Source organism: Thermodesulfovibrio sp. TK110 (assembly GCF_054658355.1).
In genome coordinates, this window is record NZ_BAAHNB010000001.1 from 723,193 (window position 1) to 746,124 (window position 22,932).

The following is a 22,932-nucleotide window of genomic DNA, read 5'->3' on the forward strand; positions in this document are numbered from 1 at the left end:
AAAAAGGAGGAAAGATAATGAAAATTGTTCTTGCCTATTCTGGAGGGCTTGACACTTCAGTTGCTATTAAGTGGTTAAAGGAAAAATACAATGCTCAAGTAATTGCTTTTTGCGCTGACATTGGACAGGAAGAAAACTTTGATGAGATTGCTGAAAAGGCATTAAAAACAGGTGCATCAAATGTTTACATTGAAGATTTAAAAGAGGAATTCGTAAAAGATTACATATTTCCCATGTTAAGAGCAAATGCAGTATATGAAACAGGTTATCTTATGGGAACATCTATTGCAAGACCTCTTATAGCAAAAAAACAGATTGAAATTGCTATAAAAGAAAAGGCAGAAGCAGTAGCCCATGGAGCTACAGGTAAAGGAAACGATCAGGTAAGATTTGAATTAACCTATTATGCTCTCAAACCTGACATAAAAGTAATTGCACCGTGGCGTGAATGGGAGTTTGACTCCCGTAGTTGTCTTATTGAATATGCTAAAGAGCACAATATTCCTGTGCAGGCTACAAAGGAAAAACCTTACAGTATTGATAAAAATCTTTTTCACATTAGTTATGAAGGAGGAATACTTGAGGATCCATGGAGAGAGCCCCCAGAAGATATGTATTCAATGGTAATACCTCCTGAAAAAGCTCCTGATAAACCAGTTTACATTGAAATAGACTATGAAGAAGGTAATCCAGTTGCATTAAATGGTGAAAAACTTTCAGGTGCAGAGTTATTTCAGAAACTCAATAAAATTGCTGGAGAAAATGGAATTGGAAGGGTAGATATTGTTGAAAACCGCTATGTGGGAATCAAGTCAAGGGGAGTTTATGAGACTCCTGCTGGAACAGTTTTACATATTGCCCATAAAGCAATTGAATCAATAACAATGGATAGAGAATTAATGCATCTGAGAGATAGCCTTGTTCCAAGATATGCTGAACTTATTTATTACGGATATTGGTTTTCACCTGAAAGGATGGCTTTACAAAAATTGATTGATGAAACTCAGAAAAATGTCACAGGCACAGTGAGACTCAAGCTTTACAAAGGTAATTGTATTGTTGCAGGAAGGAAATCTCACTGCTCTCTTTATAGTCAGGAGCTGGCAACATTTGAAAAAGACCAGATTTACAACCAAAAAGATGCTGAAGGATTTATAAAAATCAATGCCCTGAGATTAAGAATGTTAAGAAATGTTTAGTGAAGAAACAAGATTCTGTCTTGCTTTAAATGAAATAAAAGATCTGGGTCCTGTTCTTGTAAAAAGGCTTTTTATAAGATTTAACTCTGCAAAAAAGATTTTTAATTCAAGCATTGAAGAACTTGCTGAGGTTGAAGGAATAGGCAGAGAAAGAGCTAAAAGAATAAAAGAATTTAACAAATGGAATGAGATTGACAAAGTAATAAAACTATGCGAAAAAAGAGAAATAAAAATTTACTCATTTAATGATAACCAATATCCAGGGCTTTTAAAAGAAATACATGATCCACCTGTAGTGTTATTCTGCAAAGGAGAGATAAAACCTGAGGATCAAGCTGGATTGGCAATTGTGGGTTCAAGAAAATTAAGTGAATATGGCAGAAAAGTAACAGAGAAATTAGCATCTGAAGCTGCCTTATATGGTATTACTATTATAAGCGGCCTTGCAAGAGGAATTGATTCAATTGCCCATAAATCAGCTCTTTCTCAGGGTGGTAGAACCATTGCTGTTTTGGGAAGCGGAGTTTTACATATATATCCACCAGAAAATAGAACACTGGCAGAGAAAATCATGCAAAATGGTGCTATTATTAGCGAGTTTTATCCAGAAGAAGGACCAAAAAAAGAGAACTTTCCAAAAAGAAACAGAATAATAAGTGGAATATCCATTGGCGTAGTTATTACAGAGGCTGCAATAAACTCTGGTGCTTTGATAACTGCATCTTTTGCTTTAGAGCAGGGAAGAGAAGTTTTTGCTGTTCCAGGAAATATTACATCAAAAAATTCCGAAGGCACAAATTATTTAATACAAAAAGGAGCAAAACTTGTTACAAAAATTGAAGACATACTTGAAGAAATCATGCAGTTTGTTCCATTATTAAAAAAGCAAAATAAAAATGAAATAGTTGAATTAGACAGTGAGGAAAAAGCTATATTTAATATATTAAATGAACCATTGACTGCTGATGAGATTGTTTTAAAAACAGGCATAAATGTATCAAAAGTTCTTGAAATAATTCTCAGACTTGAAATAAACGGATTAATACACAAAATAGAAGGTAAGTATATCAGGAGGATTTAGATGAAACTTATTGATTTTCTAAGAGTTCTTGCAAGACAGCTTATTGACAATGATTACAATGAGGATATTTTAAAGGATCTGTCACTTGCGAACATTGATCTACATCAAATTAAAGAAGAGCTTAATTTTATTGAAGGAAGCGAACTTCTTGAACGTGAAGAAATTGATATGATTAGAGCTTTGCTTGCTTATTTATTGATGAAAGAAACAGAGCTTCATGAGGATGATATATACAGCTTTATTTTCAGCAAAGGAAAACAGATAGTATGGAACTAAAAAGAAAAAATCTTATAATTGTTGAATCACCTGCAAAAGCAAAAACAATTAACAAAATTGTTGGAAAAGATTTTGAGGTAAAAGCATCTATTGGGCACATTAAAGATCTTCCAGAGGACAGACTTGGCGTTGATATTAAAAGAGGATTTCAACCTGAATACATTATAATTCCAGGTAAAGAAAAGATTGTAAAAGAACTTAGAGAGTCTGCAAAAAATGCTCAAAAAATTTTCATTGCTACAGATCCTGATAGAGAAGGAGAAGCCATAGCCTATCACATTGCAGAAGAAATAAAAGCGGATGAATTCAAAGTTTATAGAGCTATATTTCATGAAATTACTCCGAATGCTGTAAAAGCAGCAATTGAAAATCCGTCAAAAATAGATCTAAACAAGGTATATTCTCAACAGGCAAGAAGAATTCTTGACAGACTTGTAGGTTACAATTTGAGTCCAATGCTTTGGAAAAAAGTTAAGAAAGGATTAAGTGCAGGAAGAGTTCAATCCGTTGCTTTACGGATGGTTGTTGAAAGAGAAAAGGAAATCTTAACCCATCAACCTATTGATTACTGGACCATACATGGTAAATTTCAAAACGGGGGCGAGAAACTCCATGCAAATTTATATAAATATAAAAATAAACTTATTGTTGATAGAACCACTGAAAAATCTAAATTTTTGATAACTACAGAAGAAGATGCCCAGAAAATTCTTAAAACTCTTAAAAATTTAAGCTATACACTTACAAAAGTTGAAAAGAAAAGAAAAAAGAAAAATCCGCCAGAACCTTTCAGAACAGCAACACTTCAAGGGCAGGCTTCTTCAGTGCTTGGTTTTTCTCCCAAAAAAACAATGATGATTGCTCAACAGTTATATGAAGGAATTGATATTGAAGGTAACAGAATTGGACTTATTACATATATGAGAACTGACTCTGTAAGAATTTCTGAGGAAGCAAAACAATGGGCAAAAAAGATTATTGAAAAAACCTTTGGCAAAGAATTTATCGGTACAAATACGAACACACAAACTAAAGGCAAAATAATCTACAGCCAGGATGCCCATGAATGCATAAGGCCTACTTATCCTGATAAATCACCAGAGGTTGTTAAAAAATATCTTACAAAGGAACAGTATGCTCTGTATAAACTCATATGGGATAGATTTCTCGCTAGTCAGATGGCACCAGCAGTGATTGAGCAAACCACATATATAATTGAAGATACTACCCATCCTTCAGATGATTCAAACGCCTGCTCAAATGACGGACAATTCAAAGTTCAAAATTCAATGAATGTAGCTCAATTCAGAGCAAGTGGTTCAGTTGTTGTTTTTCCAGGATTTCTCGTTCTTTATAAAGATGAAGAAACTGAACAGAGGCTGTTGCCTTTATTGGAAGAAAAAACTCAATTAAAACTTGTTGAAATTGAATCAGAAAAACATACAACAGAGCCTCCACCAAGATATACAGAAGCAACACTTGTTAAAGCTCTTGAAGAAAAAGGTATTGGCAGGCCCTCCACTTATGCTACAATACTCAGTACAATTCAAGAAAGAGGTTATGTAAAAAAAATCAAGACAAGGCTTTATCCTACATATCTTGGTTTTGTTGTAAATGACCTGCTTGAAGAAAAGTTTCCTGAGCTTATGGATTATAATTTTACTGCAAAAATGGAAGAAGACCTTGATAAAATTTCTTTAAATGAAGTGAAATGGAATAAAGTTATTGAAGAGTTTTATAGAAAATTTGAGAAAGACCTTGAGGAAGCTTTAAAAATCGGGAAAAGAACAAAACCAAAAGAAATTAAGACACCACTAAAATGCGAAAAATGTGGTAAAGATATGGTTATAAGATGGAGCAAAGGCTTACCATTTTTGGCATGTTCTGGTTATCCTGTATGCAGGAATACCAGATCATTAAAAAATAATAACAACGCCCCAGAAACTACCGACAAAATCTGCCCAGAATGTGGAGCTCTTCTTGTTATAAGAAAAGGTAAAAGAGGAGAGTTTATTGCGTGCTCAAGATATCCTGAATGTAAATATACTCAGCCAATTACTGCTGATATAAAATGTCCTGAATGTGGTGGAGACATTGTAAAAAAACAAACTAAAAAAGGAAGAAGTTTTTGGGCTTGTTCCAATTATCCAGAATGTAAATTCACACTTCCCACTGAACCAGTTGGAGTAGAATGTCCAGAATGTAAGGCTTCATATATGTTGAAAAAGAAAGACAAAAAGGGTGAAGAATTTTTAATTTGCCATAATAAAGCCTGTAAAGGTAAAATAAAAATAAATGAAAATTCAGCTGGGACCGACCCTGCGCAACAGAAAGATGTGAACCCCGCCAGGTCCGGAAGGAAGCAACGGTAAGCATTCTTTTCTGTGTGCCGTAGGAAGTCGGTCCCTTTTTTAGGGATTGAAAATGGCATATCTTGGACTGGCAAGAAAATATAGACCTCAAAGATTTACTGACCTTACAGGACAAGAAGTAGTTGTAAAAATACTTGAGAATGCATTAAAAACAGGTAAAATTTCTCATGCCTATATTTTTTCAGGTCCTAAGGGAGTTGGAAAAACATCAACCGCAAGAATCCTTGCCAAGGCACTAAACTGCACAAGCTCTCAGAACAAACCCTGTGATGAATGTCCTTCCTGCACTGCTATAAAAGAAGGCAGAGCAATGAGTGTGATAGAAATAGATGCTGCATCCCATACTTCAGTGGAAAATATAAGAGATTTAAGAGAAAATATCAAGTATGCTTCTGCAGAAGGATTTTATAAAGTTTACATAATTGATGAGGCTCATATGCTCAGCCAATCAGCTTTTAATGCCTTTCTTAAAACACTGGAAGAACCACCTCCTCATGTGGTATTTGTTCTGGCAACTACTGAACCAAGAAAAATTCCTCTTACTGTTTTAAGCAGGTGTCAACATCTTCAATTTAGAAGAATTCCAGTTGATTTAATAAAAGAGAGACTCCAATTTATTTGCAGGCAGGAGAATATTAATATCACAGAAGAAGCACTTTATACACTAAGCGTAAATGCTGAAGGAAGTATGAGAGATGCTTTAACACTACTTGATCAGGTAACTTCATTTACAGATAAAGTAACGCTGGAGGATGTAAACTTACTAATTGGTGGAACTGATGTAAAAATACTTTATGAGCTTACTGAATCTTTAATTAATGGTGATAAAGAAAAAATTGTTCTTATAGTAGAAGAACTTAACAGCACTGGCACTGATTTCAAGCGACTTACGACTGATTTAATTCAATTTCTGAGAAAAATTCTTATCAGTAAAATTACAAAAAATTTCAAATTGTACATAACTGAATCAGAGGCTGATTTAGTTGAAAATTTAAGCAAAAAAACATCGGAAGAACACTTTATGCTTTTACTGAAGGAATTAATTAATTCTGAATTTGCAGTAAAAAATTCCTTTTTTCCGAGAATTATTTTTGAGATAACTCTTCTTAAGCTTAGCTTGCTGTCTTACTTCAAAAATATTGATGAGATCCTGAAAGAAATTAAAAATACCGAGAGGCACCCCAAAAACTCGGTAGAGTTTTTTGGGACCCCTTGTCTTGAGAATGCAAAGGAAATAGAAACTTCTCAGAAAATCATATCTCAAACAAAGGAAGAAATCTGGCAAAAATTTCTTAACACACTTGAAACTCAAAATCATTTACTTGCCATGAAAATTAAGCATGCCAAGGTTAATTTTGAAAATGATGAAATTCAATTGATTTACAACGGTGGTGCTTCTCTGTATGCTGACTCTGTGAAGGAAAATCTTACGGAAATCCAAAATTTATTGAAAGAATCAGGATTTGATGGTAAGATAACTATAAGCACTTTGAAAGATTTAAATGGGCAACAGACAAGAGAAAGTTTAAGGGAGGAGGCAATTAATCATCCTCTTGTTAAAAAAACTTTACAACTTTTTAATGGAAGAATTTTTAATATAATACCTAAAAAAGGAGGAGAAAATGTCTAAGAAAATGTTTGGTGAGATAATGAGACAGGCACAGAAAATTCAGGAAGAAATCCAGAAAAAACAGGAAGAAATAAAAAGAATGACAGTGGAAGCAACTGCTGGTGGAGGAATGGTTACTGCTCAAGCAAATGGAGCAGGAGAAATTATCTCAATAAAAATTGATAAAGAGGTTGTAAATCCTGATGATGTAGAAATGCTTGAAGATTTAGTCCTTGCTGCTGTAAATGAAGCATTAAAAAGAGCACATGAACTTGCACAAGCTGAGATGGCTAAGGTTTCCATGCCTTTTAATCTACCAGGAATGCCTGATTTAACCAGTCTTTTTGGTAAATTATGAGCAATCCTATAGAAAAACTTATTGAAAATCTTTGCAAACTTCCAGGAATAGGTAGAAAAACTGCTCAGAGACTTGCTTTTTTTATAATGAGTATGCAGGAAAGCGAAGCTATTGAGATTGCACAGGCAATTATAAATCTGAAAAAAAATGCTAAGTACTGTCCTGTCTGCTTTAACATAACAGAGAATGAAAAGTGTAATATATGTAGTAATCCTGAAAGAGATCACTCAATAATATGTGTAGTGGAAGAACCAGGCAATATAATTTTATTTGAAAAAACTGGATATAAAGGCACATATCATGTTCTTGGAGGAAATATATCGCCTGTTGATGGGTTAACTCCAGATAAACTGAAAATCAAAGAGCTTGAAGAGAGAGTTAAAACAGGACAAATTCAAGAAGTAATACTTTCAACAAGTCCAAATACAAAAGGAGAACTTACAGCTCAATGGATTGCTGATATTCTCAAAAAATACAACATAAAAATTACAAGAATTGCCTATGGACTTCCAATGGGTATTGACATTGAGTTTGCAGATGAAATAACATTATCAAAGGCTTTAGAAGGAAGGAAGCCTCTGAATGTATGAAGAATTAAAAAAAAGAAGATTAGAGCTTGGAAAAACACTGGAGGAAGTTGCTGAACAAACAAAAATAAAAAAATCTTACCTTCAGTTAATAGAAGAAGGCAAATTTGATGAATTACCAATTGAGTTATACACAAGAGGATATATTAAAATCTATGCTCAGAGTCTCGGGCTTGATGCTTCTTTTATCTTAAAGGATTATGATGAATATCTTAAATCAAAAAAACAGACTGTAACTCAAATTGAACCAGTAGCAGTTAAAGAATCTTCAGATAAAAAATTCACTTTTTTAAAAAAATTACCTAACTGGAGCATAACCGCAATAATTATTTCTACTGTGATTTTTGTAATAATTTTACTTATCCAGTTTGAAAAAAAGGAACCTACCATACCTCCTCCACCAGTAACCCGGCAAACAATTTCAGAAATACCAAAGGTTGAAGAAAAAACTGAAAAAACTCAACCACAACAGGAACTCTACACAAATAAACAAAAACTTGAAATTGAAGCTACTGATAAGGTGTGGATGAGAATCACAATAGATGATAAAGAAAAGAGAGAATTTCTTCTCAATCCAGGACAGAAGATAGAACTTCAGGCTAATAAATCTTTTAAACTTCACATAGGAAATGCTGGAGGAGTTAAAATTTTATTTAATGATAAAGAGCTCGGCAAACTTGGAGAAACAGGTCAGGTAGTATATCTTAATCTTCCACAGGAGAAAGATTGAAAGGAGAAGATCTTTTAGAATTTATTAAAAAATCTGGGAAACCTTTAAGTTTTAAAGAAATATCAGATGCCTTTGAACTTAAAGCTTCAGAGAGAAAAAAATTAAAACACACGCTTAAAAAACTTCTTATACAGGGAAAAATTTTAAGAAATAGAAAGGGACTTTATTTACCGGTAAAAGAGGCAAAATTAATAACAGGTTTTTTTGAAGCTCATAGAAATGGATTCGGTTTTGTAATTCCTGACTCTCCCAGTGAAAAAGACATATTCATACCTCCTCATGCAACAATGGGAGCAATGCATGGAGACAGAGTAGTTGTAAGGCTTGAACAGAGACGAAAAAGAGAAGGAAGAATAATAAGAATTCTTGAGAGAGCTGTAAAAAAAATTGTGGGCTCAGTTGAAAAATCTGGTCCAATTTTTTATATTCAACCAAGAAAGAGAAATATAAATCAACAGATTGTTATTTCACCTGGAGATATTAAAGTTAAACCAGGAGATATTGTTCTTGCTGAAATCACCACCTATCAAGCAATAAATAAACCATTAGTTGCAAGAATACTTAAAGTATTTGAAAAACCAAAAACTCCCAGGGAAGATATTGAAATACTCACATACGAATATGAATTACCTAAAAAGTTTCCCAAAGATGTTGCTAATGTTGCAGAGGAGCTTTCTTTAAAAACTATTTCAAAGAGACAGTTTAAAAATAGAGTTGACCTAAGAGAACTTCCTACAGTAACCATAGATGGAGAAAATGCAAAAGATTTTGATGATGCTGTATCAATAAAGAAAACAAAAAATGGCTTTATATTATGGGTTCATATTGCTGATGTAAGTCACTATGTAAAATGGAACTGTCCTGTAGACATAGAAGCAAGACAAAGGGCAACCAGTGTTTATTTACCAGACAGAGTAATACCAATGCTTCCTCCAGCATTAAGTGAAAATTTGTGCAGCTTGCTTCCAAAAACTCCAAGGCTTACATTCACAGTGGAAATGCATTTTAGTAAATCAGGTGAAAGGAAGGAAACTCTTTTTTATCCAAGTGTAATCCAGACAATGGAGAGAATGACTTATACTTCAGTTAAAAAAATTTTAATTGATAGAGATCCTGAGGAAATAAAAAAGTATAAAGCTCTTGTGCCTCATTTTGAAAAAATGGCTGAATTATGTGAAATACTTAAGAGTAAAAGAAAAAAACGAGGAAGTCTTGATTTTGATCTTCCTGAACCAGAAGTATTACTTGATATAAAAGGAGACCCTCAGGCAATAATTAAAGCTCAAAGAAATCTTGCACATTTTATTATTGAAGAATTCATGATAGCAGCAAATGAAGCAGTTGCAGAATTTCTATATTCTAAAGATATTCCATGTCTTTACCGTGTTCATGAAGAACCTGAAGCTAATAAAATTCAGTATCTTACAAGGATTATTAAAAATCTGGGGATTTTAAAGGAAGATTTAAAACCTTCTGAGTTTCATGAATTTATTGAAGTTGTTAAAGGAACACCCTATGAAGAAATAGTAAACTATTTGATCTTAAGAAGTCTGAAACAGGCTCGCTATAGTCCTGAAAATGTAGGACATTTTGGATTGGCTTCAGAATGCTATACCCATTTTACATCACCAATAAGGAGATATCCTGATCTTATTGTTCACAGAATTTTAAAAGAGTTTTTACAAAAAGAAAAAATATCCAAAGAAAGAAAAAAAGAGCTTGAAGAGATTTTACCTGATATTGCTATACATAGCTCCAGAATGGAAAGAAAAGCTGATGATGTTGAAAGAGAAGCTATTCAGATTATGAGAGTATGGTTTATGAAAGAGAAAGTTGGAGAAGAGTTTGATGGAAAAGTTACAATGGTTACACCTGAAGGTTTAAGAGTAAGGCTTGAGGAATATTATATTGAAGGGTTTTTACCTATCTCTTATATGACTGATGATTTTTATCAATTTGATGATAAAAGATACTGTTTAACAGGATTAAAAAGAAAAAGAAAATTTACAATCGGAACTCAGCTGCAGGTAAAAGTCTCAAAAGTTAGTATTGAGGAAAGAGAAATAATTTTTGAGCTCTTGTAAATAAAACTTTTAAATGATTCTTATAGTTTAAATTTTAAAGTACTCCACACTTTCATCAAGATTCTTCGTCTCTTCATAAAGCTTTTTTGAGATTGTCCTTACTATTTCCTGACTTTATCAGTTGATTTTTAAAAGTTATTGAAAATAAAAGACTTTTACAGTGTCAGAGAAAAATTTTATCACTTAGGCTGCATTAAAACCATTGTATATCAATGGTTTGCTTATGATGTCACTTCGTCCTCGGAGATTATGTTGGCTGGAGCTTTCATTCCTACTGCTTTAAGTATCTTTTTAGCCTCATTGGTAAGTTTTGTTTTTATGTATACTTTTCTTTCATCCACTTCAAGCTCTACATAGTTCATTGTGTTTATTGCCTGCCTTATTCTGTCTGATGAAATACTCAGTCCCTTTCGCTTTAATTCTATCTCAAGGGCTCTTTCAAGTAAAAAGGCTATGAAACACATCACAAAATGCCCCTTTATCCTTCGCTCTGTCCAGTGAAATATTGGTCTTACTTCAAGGGTGCTTTTCATGCACCTGAATGATTCCTCTATCTTCCATAGTTCATGATAGTAGTTTAGTATCTCAGTTGCTGTGAGTGCCTCTTCACTGCTTTGTATCCCAAAATATCCATCAAATGCTTCATCCTGCTTTATTGCTTCATGGTCTATCTGAAATCCTGTGTTTTTCAATGGCTTTATGTATTTCCTGCCACCTCTTTTTATTGAGGCTGTTATTGAAGATGGTCTCTTTATAAGCTCTTCTGCTTTCTGTATCAGCCTTTCTCTTTCTGCTCTGTCTTTTTCCTGCCTCTTTCTTGAATGAAAGAGAGGTGTCAAGAGAATTGTGTCTCTTTGTGGTTACTATATTAAAATGTCACATATATGTTAGCCTTCTTGCAGGAGATAAAGCTATAAAGAGGAGGTGGCTAAATGGAAAATATGCCTGTGTCTGAGGGGAAAGACGCGGGTCCCCAAAAAATCGTGAGCCTTTTGGGGTGCCCCATGGATCTTATATTTTCAATAAGGCATCCTGAGAAATTTTTACAGGCTTTTTAAACCTAAAACTTAAAAGGTGCAGGAACAAAGGTAAATATAAAAATTAAAAATGACACTACACCAATTATTATTCTGCTTAAAGAGAGTCTATTTTCCCAAAACAGCACTGGAGGATGATCCAGTCCAAGAAAAAGAAGAAGCATTGCCCATACAAGCCATCCATACCAGTATAAAATTCCCAACACAGCAACTATAAATAGCATAATTCGTGAGATATAAAAATGCCATCTTCCAAATAATGCATAGGCAATATGCCCTCCGTCAAGCTGCCCAACAGGTAAAAGATTCATGGAAGTTACAAAGAGTCCTATCCATCCAGCAAAGGCAACAGAATGAAGAAGAACATCATGCCCCTGAGGAACACTTCCAAGTGTAAACTTCACAAGCAGAGAAAAAAGAATTGAGTCACCAAGCATAAAAAAATCTTCTCCAGTTGTCAAAGGAATGAGTTTTGACATTTTAAGTCCAATTACGCAAGCAATAAATGATAAAACAAAACCAACCAGCGGTCCAGTTGCTCCTATGTCTATGAGTGCCTTTCTTGTAAGAATGGGGGATTTCATCTTTATAAAAGCTCCGAATGTGCCGATTATTGAAGGCGCAGGAATAAAATATGGCAGTGTTGCCTTTGTTCTGTGAGCTTTTGATGCAAAGTAATGTCCCATCTCATGTCCAAGTAAAATTATCATTATGCTTAATGAAAAAGGATACCCCTCCCATAGCCTCAATGGTTCTTTAAGTAAATTTATTCCCTGTTGAAGTGCTCCTGCAAAAAGAGTTGTAAAAACTGTGGCAATAAAAAGAATTAAAGGTATGAGATTCCTTCTCACGAAACAATAACTCCTTTAAGGTCATATTCATATGCTTCAGTTATAAGCAATTTTAGTTTTTCTCCTGCCTTTAAATCTGCTACGTTTTCCAATATTACCACACCATCTATTTCAGGAGCATGACAGTAAAGCCTTGCTATTGCCATATCAGCATCAACATAATCTATCAGGGCATCATATTTTTTACCAATGAGTGTTCTATTTTTTTCAAAGGATATTTCAGCCTGCCTTGTCATTATCTCATCAAATCTTCTATTTTTAACATTTTCAGGAATCTGACCTTTTAAACTGTAAGCTACCGTTCCTTCTTCTCTTGAGTATTTAAACACTCCAACTCGGTCAAACTGAACTTCCTCAATAAAATCAACGAGTCTCTGAAACTCATCTTCTGTTTCAGTTGGAAAGCCAACAATAAATGTGCTTCTCAATGTTACTTCTGGTATTGCTTCTCTTATTTGCCTTATTTTTTTAAGATACTCCTTCCGTGTTCCCCTTCTTCCCATGAGCCTTAGTATCCTTTCTTCACTGTGTTGCATTGGTATATCAAGATATTTAACAATTTTATCATTTTCTGCCACTGTCTGAATAATGGTTTCGTCAATCTCAGAAGGATAAAGATAAAGAAGCCTGATCCAGAAATCTCCACTTATGGAGCATAAATCTTTTAGAAGCTCTGGCAGTCTATATCCCTTTAAGTCTTTTCCATACTGTGTGATATCTTGAGCAACGAGAATTAATTCTTTTATTCCTGAGTAGACAAAATCTTCAGCTTCTTTCAGTATTTTTTCAGGCTCTATGCTTCTAAAAGAACCTCTCACCTGTGGAATTATGCAGAAACTGCATTTTCTACTACATCCCTCAGCTATTTTTATATATCTGTAAGTTGGTGGTTCTGCTGTATATTGAAAGTCTTGAAGTTTTGTGCCTGAGCTTTCTTTGAAATGTCTCATGTAATTTAGTATCTTATCTCTCTCATCAACACCAAATATGGCATCAATTTCAGGTATCTCTTTCTTCAATTCATCTCCATATCTTTTTGAAAGGCAGCCAAAAACAATAAGCAATCTGTCAGTTTTAAACTTTGCTGCTGTAAGAATCTCATCAATGGACTCTTCCTTGGCATCATTTATAAAACAGCAGGTGTTGATAAAGATAAAATCTGCTTTTTTGAACTCTTCCACATATGAAAATCCCTCTGCTATGAGTTCATTTATTAAATGCCTTGAATCAACAGTATTTTTTGGACATCCCAGTGTAATTACTGTAAATTTTTTCATCTCAGAAATGTTGCCAGCCCTCTGGTTTTACAGGAACTTTACCTTTATCAGGGTCTATAAGATATATACCTTTTTCTTCAACTACTTTTCCAACAGCAATTAAGCCAAGCTCCTCAACATCCTTTCTGTCAGAGATGACTATAAGCTCATAATCCTCTCCACCAGATAAAATGAGCTTCATTGCGTCAATATTTAAATACTCTGCAACCTCTATTACAGCTGGATGTTTTGGAACTTTTTCAAGATAAATCTCAGCACCCACATTGCTTTCTTCACAGAGTCTGTATAAATCAATGAGTAAACCATCACTTATATCCATCATTGCCTTTGCAATATGTTTGAATTTTTCAGGATTTCTTGCAACTGGCATTAAATGTCTCTGTAAGATTTCATTTATGCCATCAATTTCTATGATGTCAGGATGTTTTTTAAACTCTTTAATTGATTTTATAAATTTCTTTTTATCATCAGAGAGGTTTTTTAAGAGATTCAAACCTGCTTGTGAAAGCCCCAAAGAAGATGTTATGAAAATCAAATCCCCTGGCTGCGCACCCTTTCTTAAAACAGGCTCTGAAGCCTCTCCCACTGCAAAGCCTGAAAGAACAATCTTTTCACTCTTTGAAATATCACCTCCAATTAAAAATCCTCTGTAATGCTTTAATGCATCCTCTATGCCATTAAATAGCTCTTTAAAATCCTCTTCAGATACGGATTCTGAAATACCTGCAGAAAATAAAAAAGCTTTAAATTCTCCAGCCATTGCATAAATATCACTCACATTAACAGAAACAATCTTAAATCCAAGATGATAAAAAGAAGTATAGCTCAGGTCAAAATGAACATTCTCAATCATCAAATCAGTTGTAAGCAATGCATGTTTTTTAAAATCCAAAACAGCAGCATCATCGCCTATTCCAACTCCTTCAGGAAAAGAAAATCTTTCTCTTATTTCTTTTATGAGTGTAAGCTCATCTTTTTTCATTTAGACAGTTACAGCCTGTTTTGTCTTTGTTTTTGTTGTAGTTTTTGTGAATATATGCTTTAAAACTTGATCCATTGACTCAGTTAGAATAAATTTCATTCCCTCTTTTACATATTTTGGCAGCTCTTCAAGGTCTTTTTTATTTCTCTTTGGTATGATAACTGTTTTTATACCCATTCTTTTTGCTGCAAGAACTTTTTCCTTAAGTCCACCAATGGGAAGAACCCTGCCCCTTAAAGTAATCTCTCCTGTCATTGCAACATCTTTTCTCAAAGGTTTTCCAGTGAAAACTGATGCAATTGCTGAAGCCATTGTAATTCCTGCTGAAGGACCATCCTTTGGAATAGCACCTGCAGGAACATGGATATGCAAATCCATTGTGCTAAAAAGCTTTTCATCAATATTTAATTCCTTTGCCTTTGATTTAACATAGCTCAATGCAGCCTGTGCAGACTCTTTCATCACATCTCCAAGCTGTCCTGTAAGAATAAGATTGCCCTTCCCTTTCATAATTGTTGCCTCAACATAAATAACATCTCCACCTGCCTCTGTCCATGCAAGACCTGTAGCAACTCCGACTTCTTCTTTTTTGAGTTCCTCTTCTGGAAGATACTTGGGTGCACCAAGAAACTTTGATACTTTCTCGGCAGTTATGTAAAACTTCTTCTTTTTGCCTTCTGCAATAAATTTAGCCACTTTTCTGCAGAGATTTGCTATTTCTCTTTCAAGATTTCTTACTCCAGCTTCTCTTGTATAGTGAGTAATAATGTATCTTATTGCTTTATCGCTGATTTTAAGAATTGAAGAGTTAAGTCCATGTTCTTCAAGCTGTTTTGGAATTAAATATTTTTTTGCAATCTGGAGTTTTTCTTCCTCAGTGTATCCTGAAAGATATATTATCTCCATTCTATCTCTTAATGCAGATGGAATAGTATCAGCTATGTTGCCTGTGCATATAAACATGACATTGCTTAAATCAAATGGAACAGCAAGATAGTGGTCAACAAAGCTGTTATTTTGTTCAGGATCAAGGACTTCCAGGAGTGCTGAAGAAGGATCTCCCCTGAAGTCCATTCCCAGTTTGTCTATTTCGTCAAGCATAAAAACAGGATTATTGGTTCCTGCCTGCCTGATACCTTGAATTATTCTACCTGGAAGAGCACCTACATAGGTTCTTCTATGTCCTCTTATTTCCGCCTCATCTCTTACTCCACCAAGAGAGATTCTTACAAACTCTCTACCAAGTGCTCTTGCAATGGAACGTCCTAAAGATGTTTTTCCAACTCCAGGAGGACCTATGAAGCAGAGAATTGGTCCCTTCATTTTCTCTTTTAGTTTTCTTACGCTTAAATACTCAAGAATTCTTTCTTTAACCTTTTCAAGATCATAGTGGTCTTTATCAAGAACTTCCTTCGCTGTTTTTATATCAAGCCTGTCTTCTGTTGAACGAGACCATGGCAGTTCTGTAAGCCATTCAAGATATGTGCGAATCACTGCTGATTCAGCAGCATCAGGATGCATTCTTTCAAGCCTTTTAAGCTGTTTTTCAGCTTCTTCTTTAACTTTTTCAGGCATTTTTGCTTCTTCAATCTTTTTTCTGAATTCATTTATCTCTTCTGCCTTTTCATCAATATCTCCCAACTCCTTTTGAATTGCCTTAAGTTGCTCTCTTAAAAAATACTCTCTTTGCGTTTTATCTATTTCATCCCTTGCTTCTTTCTTAATTTTCTGCTGAATTGTAAGCAGTTGAATCTCTCTGTTAAGGATTTCTCTTATCTTATTCAATCTTTCAAAAGGATCGGTAATTTCAAGTATTTGCTGAGCTTCAGAACTTTTTAATCCTAAATTTGAAGCAATCAGGTCAGCAAGCCTTCCGGGTTCATCAATGTTTTCAATAATTACCATGGCATCAGGTGGTATATTTTTACCAAGCGAAATAGCTTTTTCAAGCTGTTCTTTGACTGTTCTTACCAGTGCTTCATGTTCCAGTGTAAACTCTTTTAGCTGAATATCCTCTATTTTTTCTATTTTTGCAAGATAAAAACCTTCAAATTGTGAAAACTCTATTGCCTTTGCCTTTGAAAGTCCCTGAACAAGTATCTTAAGTCTTCCATCTGGCAATCTCAGCATTCTCATAATCATGCAAACTGTTCCAATCTCATAGAGATCTGAAGGTTCTGGTATTTCAACGTTAAAGTCTTTCTGAGTGAGTAAAAGAATAAGTCTATTTGTATTCAATGCATGTTCTACAGCTTTGACAGAAATATCTCTTCCAACAAAAAGAGGAATTATCATATAGGGGAAAATTACTATATCTCTTACTGCAAGAATTGGAAGTTGTTCAGGAATTTCTATCTCTTTATTTTCTTGCTTTTCATTGCTCTGCTCTTTGTTTTCTTTTTTTATTTCATCCATTTTTTGCCTCCTGAGAAAAAATTTTTTAAATCTTTATTTTAATTTTAACAGTTTTTGAGAGATTTTTGATATTTTTTAAAAAATTTTTTAATAACTTAAAAACTTGAAAGTTTTTCTTTTAGAAACGCTATAAATTGAGAAGAAATTTCAGGATCTTTTAATGCAAACTCCACTATTGTTTTTAAATACCCAAGTTTTTCTCCTGCATCATACCTTCTGCTTTTTATTATAAAACCATATATCTCTGTTTCCTCTAAAAGTGTTTTTAAAGCATCAGTTAACTGGATTTCTCCGCTTTTACCAGGCTTTACACTCTTAAGATGTTTGAATATTTGAGGAGTCAGAATATATCTTCCAATTATTGCAAGAGTAGAAGGAGCATCCTTAGGCTCAGGCTTTTCAACTAAATCATCAATAACATATAATCCATTAATTTCCTTAGCTGAAACTATACCGTATCTTGAAACCTCGCTCAAAGGAACTTCTTCAAGAGCTATTACTGGAGCCTTTTTTTCATTATAAATCTGAAGCATTTCCTTTAAAACAGAATATTCAGGATCAATTAAGTCATCACTGAGAATTACAACAAATGGTTCATCTTTCACAAAGGGTTGAGCACACAAAATTGCATCTCCCAGCCCCTTTGGTTCTTTCTGTCTTATATATGCAAAATTAAGGTTTTCAAAACAATTGATTTTTTCAAGAAGTTCATATTTTCCTGTAGCCTTAAGCCTTTCTTCCAGCTCATAAGCTTTGTCAAAATGATCCTCAATGGCTCTTTTATGCTTCCCTGTGATGAATAAAAATTCTTCAATTCCTGCTTTTATTGCTTCTTCCACAGCATATTGAATAAGAGGTTTATCTATTATGGGAAGCATTTCTTTTGGAGATGCTTTTGTAGCTGGAAGAAATCTTGTGCCTAATCCTGCTACAGGAAGGACAGCTTTTTTAACCACTCATTCCTCCAGAATAAAATAATGCCGGAGACGAGACTCGAACTCGTACGGAGGTCGCCCTCCGAGGGATTTTAAGTCCCTTGCGTCTACCAGTTCCGCCACTCCGGCTATATTTAAGATACAAAAAAATTCAAAATTTATTCAAGTCCATTATACCAATATTGCACCTTTGTCAGCTGAACTTACCATACGGGCGTATCTTGTAAGATATCCTTCTTTTATTCTTGGCTTTGGAGGCTTCCACTCTTTAAGCCTCTTTTTGAGTTCTCTTTCTGAAACCTTAACTTCAAGCTTTCTCTTCGGTATATCAATCAAAATTCTGTCACCATCCTTAACTAAGGCAATAGGTCCTCCCTGAGCTGCTTCAGGTGATACATGACCAATACATGGTCCACGAGTGCCGCCTGAGAATCTTCCATCAGTAATTAATGCAACAGATTCATTAAGCCCCATTCCAGTAATTGCACTTGTTGGAGAAAGCATCTCCCTCATTCCAGGACCACCAGATGGACCTTCATATCTTATTACCACTACATCTCCTTCTTTGATTTTTCCATCAAGAATTGCTCTCATTGCCTCTTCTTCAGAATCAAAACAACGAGCAGTACCTTCAAATTTAAGCATCTTTGAAGAAACTGCAGTTTGCTTAACCACCGCACCATCAGGTGCAAGATTTCCTTTAAGAATTGCAACTCCTCCTTCTTTATGATAGGCTTTTTCAATCGGACGAATTACTTCTTCATCATAAATTTGAGCTTTCTCTGCAATCTCTTTTATATTAAAACCTGAAACTGTAAGATTAGGAAAAATTTTATCTTTGAGTCTCTGAAGCACAGCAGGAATTCCTCCAGCTCTGTAAAGGTCTTCCATATAATGCTCCCCAGAAGGAATTATATTTACAATGTGTGGAGTTTTTCTGCTTATTTCATCAAAGACCTCAAGAGGAAGTTCAACTCCTGCTTCATTAGCAATGGCTTTTATGTGTAATACAGTATTAGTGGAACCACCAAGTGCCATATCAACTGTAATGGCATTGTAAAATGCTTCTTTTGTGAGTATTTTTCTTGCGTTAACATGTTTTTTCACAAGTTCAACAATTTTTACACCAGTTTCAAAGGCAAGTCTTCGCTTTTCAGACATGACAGCTGGAGCTGCAGCAACTCCTGGAAGACTCATTCCAAGAGCCTCTGTCACACATGCCATAGTGTTTGCTGTATACATTCCCTGACAGGAACCCGCAGTAGGACATGCACAGAGTTCAAGAGCTTGAAGGTCTTCCTCTGTTAAAACTCCCTTTTTAAACTTTCCAACTGCTTCAAAGGTATCAGATGTGAGATTCCTTCTCTGACCCTTATAATATCCCGCAAGCATTGGTCCTGCTGTAAGAACAATTGCAGGAATATCAAGCCTTGCAGCTGCCATGAGCATTCCTGGTGTGATTTTATCGCAGTTTGTAAGAAGCACTATTCCATCAAATTGATGAGCTTCAACAATGCATTCAATTATGTCTGCAATTAACTCTCTTGATGGCAGAGAATACTTCATTCCTTTATGTCCCATTGCTATTCCATCACATATACCGGGAATACCAAAGAAAAATGGATAGCCCCCTCCAGTATGAATCCCTTTTTCTATAAATCTTCCTAATTCATTCATTGAGATATGTCCGGGTATTATATCGGTAAAACTTGTGGCAACACCAATAAATGGCTTATTCATCTCGGACTTTGGAATCCCTGTGGCATAAAGAAGTGCTCTGTGAGGAGTTCTTTCAACTCCCTTTTTAACACTGTCGCTTCTCACTGAGTTGCCTCCTTTGCAAATCTGGCTTTATATTGCCTTATCATTTCAGCCATTTTATCTTTCTTGTAGAGTTTCTCCTTCTGCATCCTTTTTTTCTCAATCTCTTCTTCAGCAGTTAAATAAGGTTTTTTGTTCATCTCATCAAGAAGGCTGTCAAGGTGTCTGTGTTCCTCATAAAGCTTGCGAAATTCTTCATTTTCTCTTTTGAGGACTTCAATGATCTCTTCTTCTTTCATGAAACACCTCCTAAGAAATGTTTTTTTAAATTTTACAACAAATAACAAAAAATTGGTAAAAAAATTTTTTTCATATATGGTATAATTTTTTTCATTTTCAAAAACTTGGAGGGGGATATGAAACTGTTTTTGAGGTTCTTACTTTGTTTTGTTTTTCTCCTTAATTTTTTTTCTCTCACCTTTGCCATTGAAAATGAACCAGGGGCATCTGTGAGATTAAGGCAGGAAATCTGGGACAATGTCGTTGACCTTGGAACAACACCATCAGCACAGCCTGACAGAAACTTCTTCAGATTGAGAATTCAGCTCTGGGATAAGGTTAAGTTCAATGAAAACCTGGGTGGATACATAAGAATTGCCACAGAGCCAAAGTATTACACAGGTCCTTACAAACTAACCCTTGACAATGGAACAAATAGAAAGAGATTTGACCAGGATGAGGTTGTAATTGACAATCTCTACATTGACATTAAGAAACCCTTTGATTTACCTTTAAGCTTTCGCATTGGTAGACAGGATTTCTTAGGACCTGATATGTATGGAGAAGGATTTTTAATTCTTGATGGAACTCCAGGTGATGGTTCAAGAACATTTTACTTTAATGCAATAAAGGCAAAAATAGATATTGCTCAGGGACATTCAGTGGATTTAGTTTATGTATCAGACCCAAAAACAGATCAATATCTGCCGAGTCTGCATCCTGCATACTATGATAGAGCTTCAGGTGCCGCTTATATTGATCACAAAAAAAGACTTAATGGTTCTAATGAGCAAGGATTCTGGATTTATGGTAGAAATAAAATATTTGAGTGGCTTAATATAGAACCTTACTATATTTACAAAAAAGAAGAATCCTATGATGTTATTAAAGAAAGCCATATCAATACCTTTGGAATGAGAGCGGTTTTTAAAATAAGTGATTTCTCATTAAGGGGTGAGCTTGCAAAGCAGTATGGAAAATATCAGAATGGAACAAAAAGAAGCGGGCTTGGTGGATATGCCTTTGCTGGATATGAGTTTAAAAACTGTCCTGTAAAGCCTTATTTAGAGGCTGGATATGTTTATCTGTCTGGAGATAAAACTGATACTTCAAAAGATGAAGGCTTTAATCCATTGTTTTCAAGAGCACCCCAGTGGAACGAGCTTTTAATTTATACTTTAATTCCTGAAACAGCACGCCAAGGTGGACCAATTCCAGGATACTGGACAAATATAAAAGCTGTTGTTACAAAACTTAAATTAAATCCTGTGAAAGACCTTGGAATAACACTTTCCTATCAGCATTTATGGGCAGATGAAAAAACTAATATAACCTATGGCACTTACGCTGGAATGTTTTCCAATGATGGTAAAAATAGAGGTGATCTCTGGGCAATTATTGGAAACTATAAATTTAACAAAAATCTTGATGGAATGCTTCAGATTGAGTATTTTGAACCCGGAGACTTTTATAAAAATGCAAGAAATGCCACATTCATAAGATGGCAACTCCAGTATAAGATATAGTAAGGAGGAGAAGAAATGAGGATGAGATTAATAAAATTTAACATATTTTTAACTCTTCTCATCCTCATTTTCTTTTCACACTCCTATGCATGGGATTGCAAAACCCATGCATACATTGCTAAAAAAGCAGGAATAAGAATTCCAGAAGCTGCATGTATGCCAGATATAATCCGTGATGAAAATTATGAAATCCTTGCACCTATGCATTATCACAATGCTGCTCCTCAAACAGTTGTCACACCAGAATACATTGATAAATATGCTGTTAATGAAGTGATAGTGAATGCGGATGGCAGAACTGTTAAAATTCTCCTGCCCCATCAGTCAGGAGTGCTTTACTGGAAAATTGTAAATCTTTACGAAAAAATGAAATCTCTTGATAAAACCAAGCCTGACAATCTCCTTGCCTACGAATACTATCTTGTTACAATTGCCCATTACATAGGAGACCTTTCCCAACCCCTGCATAACTTTCCCTATGGAGAATCAGTTGCAAGTGATGGGAAGATATATATTGATGAAGGAAACTTTAACAAAGAATTCCATATAAAATTTGACGAAGCCTTTGATTCATACATTGGAAAGCCTGAAACAGAAGAAAAAATTAATAAAGCATTAAAGACAATAAATATCACAAATGACGAGGATTTGAAAAATGCAATTTCCAGAGTTGCAAACTCAGCGATAAAAATTGCCAATCAATGCTATAAAGAGAAAAGAATGCCAGAAGAGGAAGAAATAGTTGAACAGATTTCGTGGTCAATCTCTCTTTTAATGGCTGTAATTAAATCAACTTATTAATATCTCCATGGCAGAGGATAAAATCATATCTTAATGGGTCTAATGGATTAATTTTTCTCAATTTTTCTGTAATCTCCAGGGCAGTTTTCATACTCTGAGAGCTTTTCTGGGTTAATCCTATTCTTTTTGAAATCCTCAATACATGAACATCAAGAGGAATAATTAGCTCTGAAGGTTTTATGGTTTTCCACAATCCAAAATCAATATCATCAGTCCTTACCATCCATCTTAAAAAAAGATTAATTCTTTTACATGGGCTACCTTTCAGTGGATCAGGTAAAAGATGGAGTAAGCCCCGAGTTTTAATATTTTTCCCATATACAAGCGTTAAATCAATTTTCCATGTCCATTGAATAAAATTTAAAATTCTCAGGATAGTATTTTCTCCCTGAAAATAGTACTCCAGAGAATTTAATGGAGAACTTTTAAGTAAGTTTTGAATAATAAATAGATAGGCAACTATGTCATCCACACTACTGAATCTATACTTAATTGAAAGTTTTTTAAGGAGATAGGAAGGTTGAAAATTCAATATAAATTCTGAAGGATGTTGCCCCATAATACTAAAAAGATTTTCAAGAAAATTGCAGAAACATTTTATAGTTCCGTACGCAAAGGATGATGAAATAATCCCTGCTATTTCTATGTCTAATGGTTCTTTATATCTTTTTGAAAATCTTATAGGGTCTTTCTGTATAGCGGTTTCAAAATCAAAAGAATGATATAATCTTTCAAGGCTTTCTTTTATTTTATCCATTCCATATTTTTGATT

General features: G+C 34.5%; 18 protein-coding genes, 1 tRNA gene, 1 other RNA gene and 2 pseudogenes. 12 read left to right on the forward strand and 10 right to left on the reverse strand.

The genetic code is table 11. The features are described from left to right. Positions 1-17: 17 nt before the first annotated feature. From ACYQ3X_RS03800 to rnr, 10 genes and pseudogenes are all read left to right on the forward strand, one after another. A complete protein-coding gene (locus ACYQ3X_RS03800) occupies positions 18-1,199 on the forward strand; it encodes an argininosuccinate synthase (RefSeq protein ID WP_460180503.1) in 1,182 nt (393 codons plus the stop codon). Beyond that, on the forward strand, positions 1,192-2,280 hold the full coding sequence (dprA, locus tag ACYQ3X_RS03805; RefSeq protein WP_460180504.1) for a DNA-processing protein DprA: 1,089 nt from the start codon (positions 1,192-1,194) through the stop codon (positions 2,278-2,280). The genes ACYQ3X_RS03800 and dprA overlap by 8 nt, the downstream gene beginning before the upstream one ends. Beyond that, positions 2,281-2,556: a hypothetical protein gene (locus tag ACYQ3X_RS03810; protein ID WP_460180505.1), complete on the forward strand. Its 276-nt coding sequence runs from the start codon at positions 2,281-2,283 to the stop codon at positions 2,554-2,556. It abuts the gene before it with no gap. Then, positions 2,547-4,841 (forward strand): annotated as a pseudogene (topA, locus tag ACYQ3X_RS03815) (type I DNA topoisomerase); the annotation flags it as partial. The gene ACYQ3X_RS03810 and the pseudogene topA, both read left to right, overlap by 10 nt. 25 nt (positions 4,842-4,866) lie before the next feature. Further along, positions 4,867-4,965, forward strand: an RNA gene (ffs, locus tag ACYQ3X_RS03820) — signal recognition particle sRNA small type. Between the two features lie 15 nt (positions 4,966-4,980). Continuing rightward, positions 4,981-6,558, forward strand: coding sequence for a DNA polymerase III subunit gamma/tau (gene dnaX / locus ACYQ3X_RS03825; RefSeq protein WP_460180506.1), 1,578 nt, complete (start codon positions 4,981-4,983; stop codon positions 6,556-6,558). Next, positions 6,551-6,895, forward strand: a complete 345-nt coding sequence (locus tag ACYQ3X_RS03830; RefSeq protein WP_460180507.1) for a YbaB/EbfC family nucleoid-associated protein — start codon at positions 6,551-6,553, stop codon at positions 6,893-6,895. The genes dnaX and ACYQ3X_RS03830 overlap by 8 nt, the downstream gene beginning before the upstream one ends. Beyond that, positions 6,892-7,485, forward strand: coding sequence for a recombination mediator RecR (gene recR / locus ACYQ3X_RS03835; protein WP_460180508.1), 594 nt, complete (start codon positions 6,892-6,894; stop codon positions 7,483-7,485). The genes ACYQ3X_RS03830 and recR overlap by 4 nt, the downstream gene beginning before the upstream one ends. Then, positions 7,478-8,212 carry a helix-turn-helix domain-containing protein gene (locus ACYQ3X_RS03840; protein WP_460180509.1) on the forward strand — a complete coding sequence of 245 codons (735 nt, stop codon included), beginning with the start codon at positions 7,478-7,480 and terminating at the stop codon, positions 8,210-8,212. The genes recR and ACYQ3X_RS03840 overlap by 8 nt, the downstream gene beginning before the upstream one ends. Continuing rightward, a complete protein-coding gene (rnr, locus tag ACYQ3X_RS03845; RefSeq protein WP_460180510.1) occupies positions 8,209-10,296 on the forward strand; it encodes a ribonuclease R in 2,088 nt (695 codons plus the stop codon). The genes ACYQ3X_RS03840 and rnr overlap by 4 nt, the downstream gene beginning before the upstream one ends. Positions 10,297-10,517: 221 nt before the next feature. On the opposite strand, the pseudogene ACYQ3X_RS03850 reads toward rnr, so the two are convergent. From ACYQ3X_RS03850 to ACYQ3X_RS03890, 9 genes and pseudogenes are all read right to left on the reverse strand, one after another. Beyond that, a pseudogene (locus ACYQ3X_RS03850) lies at positions 10,518-11,126 on the reverse strand (IS1634 family transposase); the annotation flags it as partial. Positions 11,127-11,356: 230 nt separating this feature from the next. Beyond that, the gene (locus tag ACYQ3X_RS03855; RefSeq protein WP_460180511.1) at positions 11,357-12,184 is read right to left on the reverse strand and encodes a site-2 protease family protein; all 828 of its coding nucleotides are present in this window, start codon (positions 12,182-12,184) and stop codon (positions 11,357-11,359) included. Continuing rightward, entirely contained in the window at positions 12,181-13,461 is a 1,281-nt protein-coding gene (gene rimO / locus ACYQ3X_RS03860) for a 30S ribosomal protein S12 methylthiotransferase RimO (protein WP_460180512.1), read from the reverse strand. Before rimO ends, ACYQ3X_RS03855 begins: the two co-directional genes overlap by 4 nt. Position 13,462: 1 nt before the next feature. Next, positions 13,463-14,443: a thiamine-phosphate kinase gene (gene thiL, locus ACYQ3X_RS03865; RefSeq protein WP_460180513.1), complete on the reverse strand. Its 981-nt coding sequence runs from the start codon at positions 14,441-14,443 to the stop codon at positions 13,463-13,465. Beyond that, the gene (lon, locus tag ACYQ3X_RS03870) at positions 14,444-16,858 is read right to left on the reverse strand and encodes an endopeptidase La (protein ID WP_460180514.1); all 2,415 of its coding nucleotides are present in this window, start codon (positions 16,856-16,858) and stop codon (positions 14,444-14,446) included. It lies immediately after the preceding gene. Positions 16,859-16,953: 95 nt separating this feature from the next. Next, positions 16,954-17,814, reverse strand: coding sequence for a UTP--glucose-1-phosphate uridylyltransferase GalU (gene galU / locus ACYQ3X_RS03875; protein WP_460180515.1), 861 nt, complete (start codon positions 17,812-17,814; stop codon positions 16,954-16,956). A 22-nt stretch (positions 17,815-17,836) separates the two neighbouring features. Continuing rightward, positions 17,837-17,922, reverse strand: a tRNA-Leu gene (locus ACYQ3X_RS03880). 42 nt (positions 17,923-17,964) lie between these two features. Further along, on the reverse strand, positions 17,965-19,617 hold the full coding sequence (ilvD, locus tag ACYQ3X_RS03885; RefSeq protein ID WP_460180516.1) for a dihydroxy-acid dehydratase: 1,653 nt from the start codon (positions 19,615-19,617) through the stop codon (positions 17,965-17,967). After that, the gene (locus ACYQ3X_RS03890) at positions 19,614-19,853 is read right to left on the reverse strand and encodes a DUF465 domain-containing protein (protein WP_460180517.1); all 240 of its coding nucleotides are present in this window, start codon (positions 19,851-19,853) and stop codon (positions 19,614-19,616) included. The genes ilvD and ACYQ3X_RS03890 overlap by 4 nt, the downstream gene beginning before the upstream one ends. A gap of 117 nt (positions 19,854-19,970) precedes the next feature. Between ACYQ3X_RS03890 and ACYQ3X_RS03895 the strand changes: the two genes are divergently transcribed. Both ACYQ3X_RS03895 and ACYQ3X_RS03900 read left to right on the forward strand, forming a co-directional pair. Then, positions 19,971-21,359 (forward strand): alginate export family protein, encoded by a 1,389-nt coding sequence (locus ACYQ3X_RS03895; RefSeq protein ID WP_460180518.1) that lies wholly within the window; start codon positions 19,971-19,973, stop codon positions 21,357-21,359. Between the two features lie 21 nt (positions 21,360-21,380). Beyond that, positions 21,381-22,160: a S1/P1 nuclease gene (locus ACYQ3X_RS03900; RefSeq protein ID WP_460180519.1), complete on the forward strand. Its 780-nt coding sequence runs from the start codon at positions 21,381-21,383 to the stop codon at positions 22,158-22,160. Here the strand turns inward: ACYQ3X_RS03900 and ACYQ3X_RS03905 are convergent. Further along, complete coding sequence (locus ACYQ3X_RS03905; RefSeq protein WP_460180520.1) at positions 22,144-22,917, reverse strand: TIGR02757 family protein; 774 nt, start codon at positions 22,915-22,917, stop codon at positions 22,144-22,146. The genes ACYQ3X_RS03900 and ACYQ3X_RS03905 overlap by 17 nt on opposite strands. Positions 22,918-22,932 lie beyond the last annotated feature (15 nt).

Coding starts and splice junctions, on each gene's coding strand:
- ACYQ3X_RS03800 (WP_460180503.1), top strand. CDS start 18: ATGAAAATTGTTCTTGCCTATTCTGGAGGGCTTGACACTTCAGTTGCT.
- dprA (WP_460180504.1), top strand. CDS start 1,192: ATGTTTAGTGAAGAAACAAGATTCTGTCTTGCTTTAAATGAAATAAAA.
- ACYQ3X_RS03810 (WP_460180505.1), top strand. CDS start 2,281: ATGAAACTTATTGATTTTCTAAGAGTTCTTGCAAGACAGCTTATTGAC.
- dnaX (WP_460180506.1), top strand. CDS start 4,981: ATGGCATATCTTGGACTGGCAAGAAAATATAGACCTCAAAGATTTACT.
- ACYQ3X_RS03830 (WP_460180507.1), top strand. CDS start 6,551: ATGTCTAAGAAAATGTTTGGTGAGATAATGAGACAGGCACAGAAAATT.
- recR (WP_460180508.1), top strand. CDS start 6,892: ATGAGCAATCCTATAGAAAAACTTATTGAAAATCTTTGCAAACTTCCA.
- ACYQ3X_RS03840 (WP_460180509.1), top strand. CDS start 7,478: ATGTATGAAGAATTAAAAAAAAGAAGATTAGAGCTTGGAAAAACACTG.
- rimO (WP_460180512.1), bottom strand. CDS start 13,461: ATGAAAAAATTTACAGTAATTACACTGGGATGTCCAAAAAATACTGTT.
- thiL (WP_460180513.1), bottom strand. CDS start 14,443: ATGAAAAAAGATGAGCTTACACTCATAAAAGAAATAAGAGAAAGATTT.
- lon (WP_460180514.1), bottom strand. CDS start 16,858: ATGGATGAAATAAAAAAAGAAAACAAAGAGCAGAGCAATGAAAAGCAA.
- ACYQ3X_RS03890 (WP_460180517.1), bottom strand. CDS start 19,853: ATGAAAGAAGAAGAGATCATTGAAGTCCTCAAAAGAGAAAATGAAGAA.
- ACYQ3X_RS03895 (WP_460180518.1), top strand. CDS start 19,971: ATGAAACTGTTTTTGAGGTTCTTACTTTGTTTTGTTTTTCTCCTTAAT.
- ACYQ3X_RS03900 (WP_460180519.1), top strand. CDS start 21,381: ATGAGATTAATAAAATTTAACATATTTTTAACTCTTCTCATCCTCATT.
- ACYQ3X_RS03905 (WP_460180520.1), bottom strand. CDS start 22,917: ATGGATAAAATAAAAGAAAGCCTTGAAAGATTATATCATTCTTTTGAT.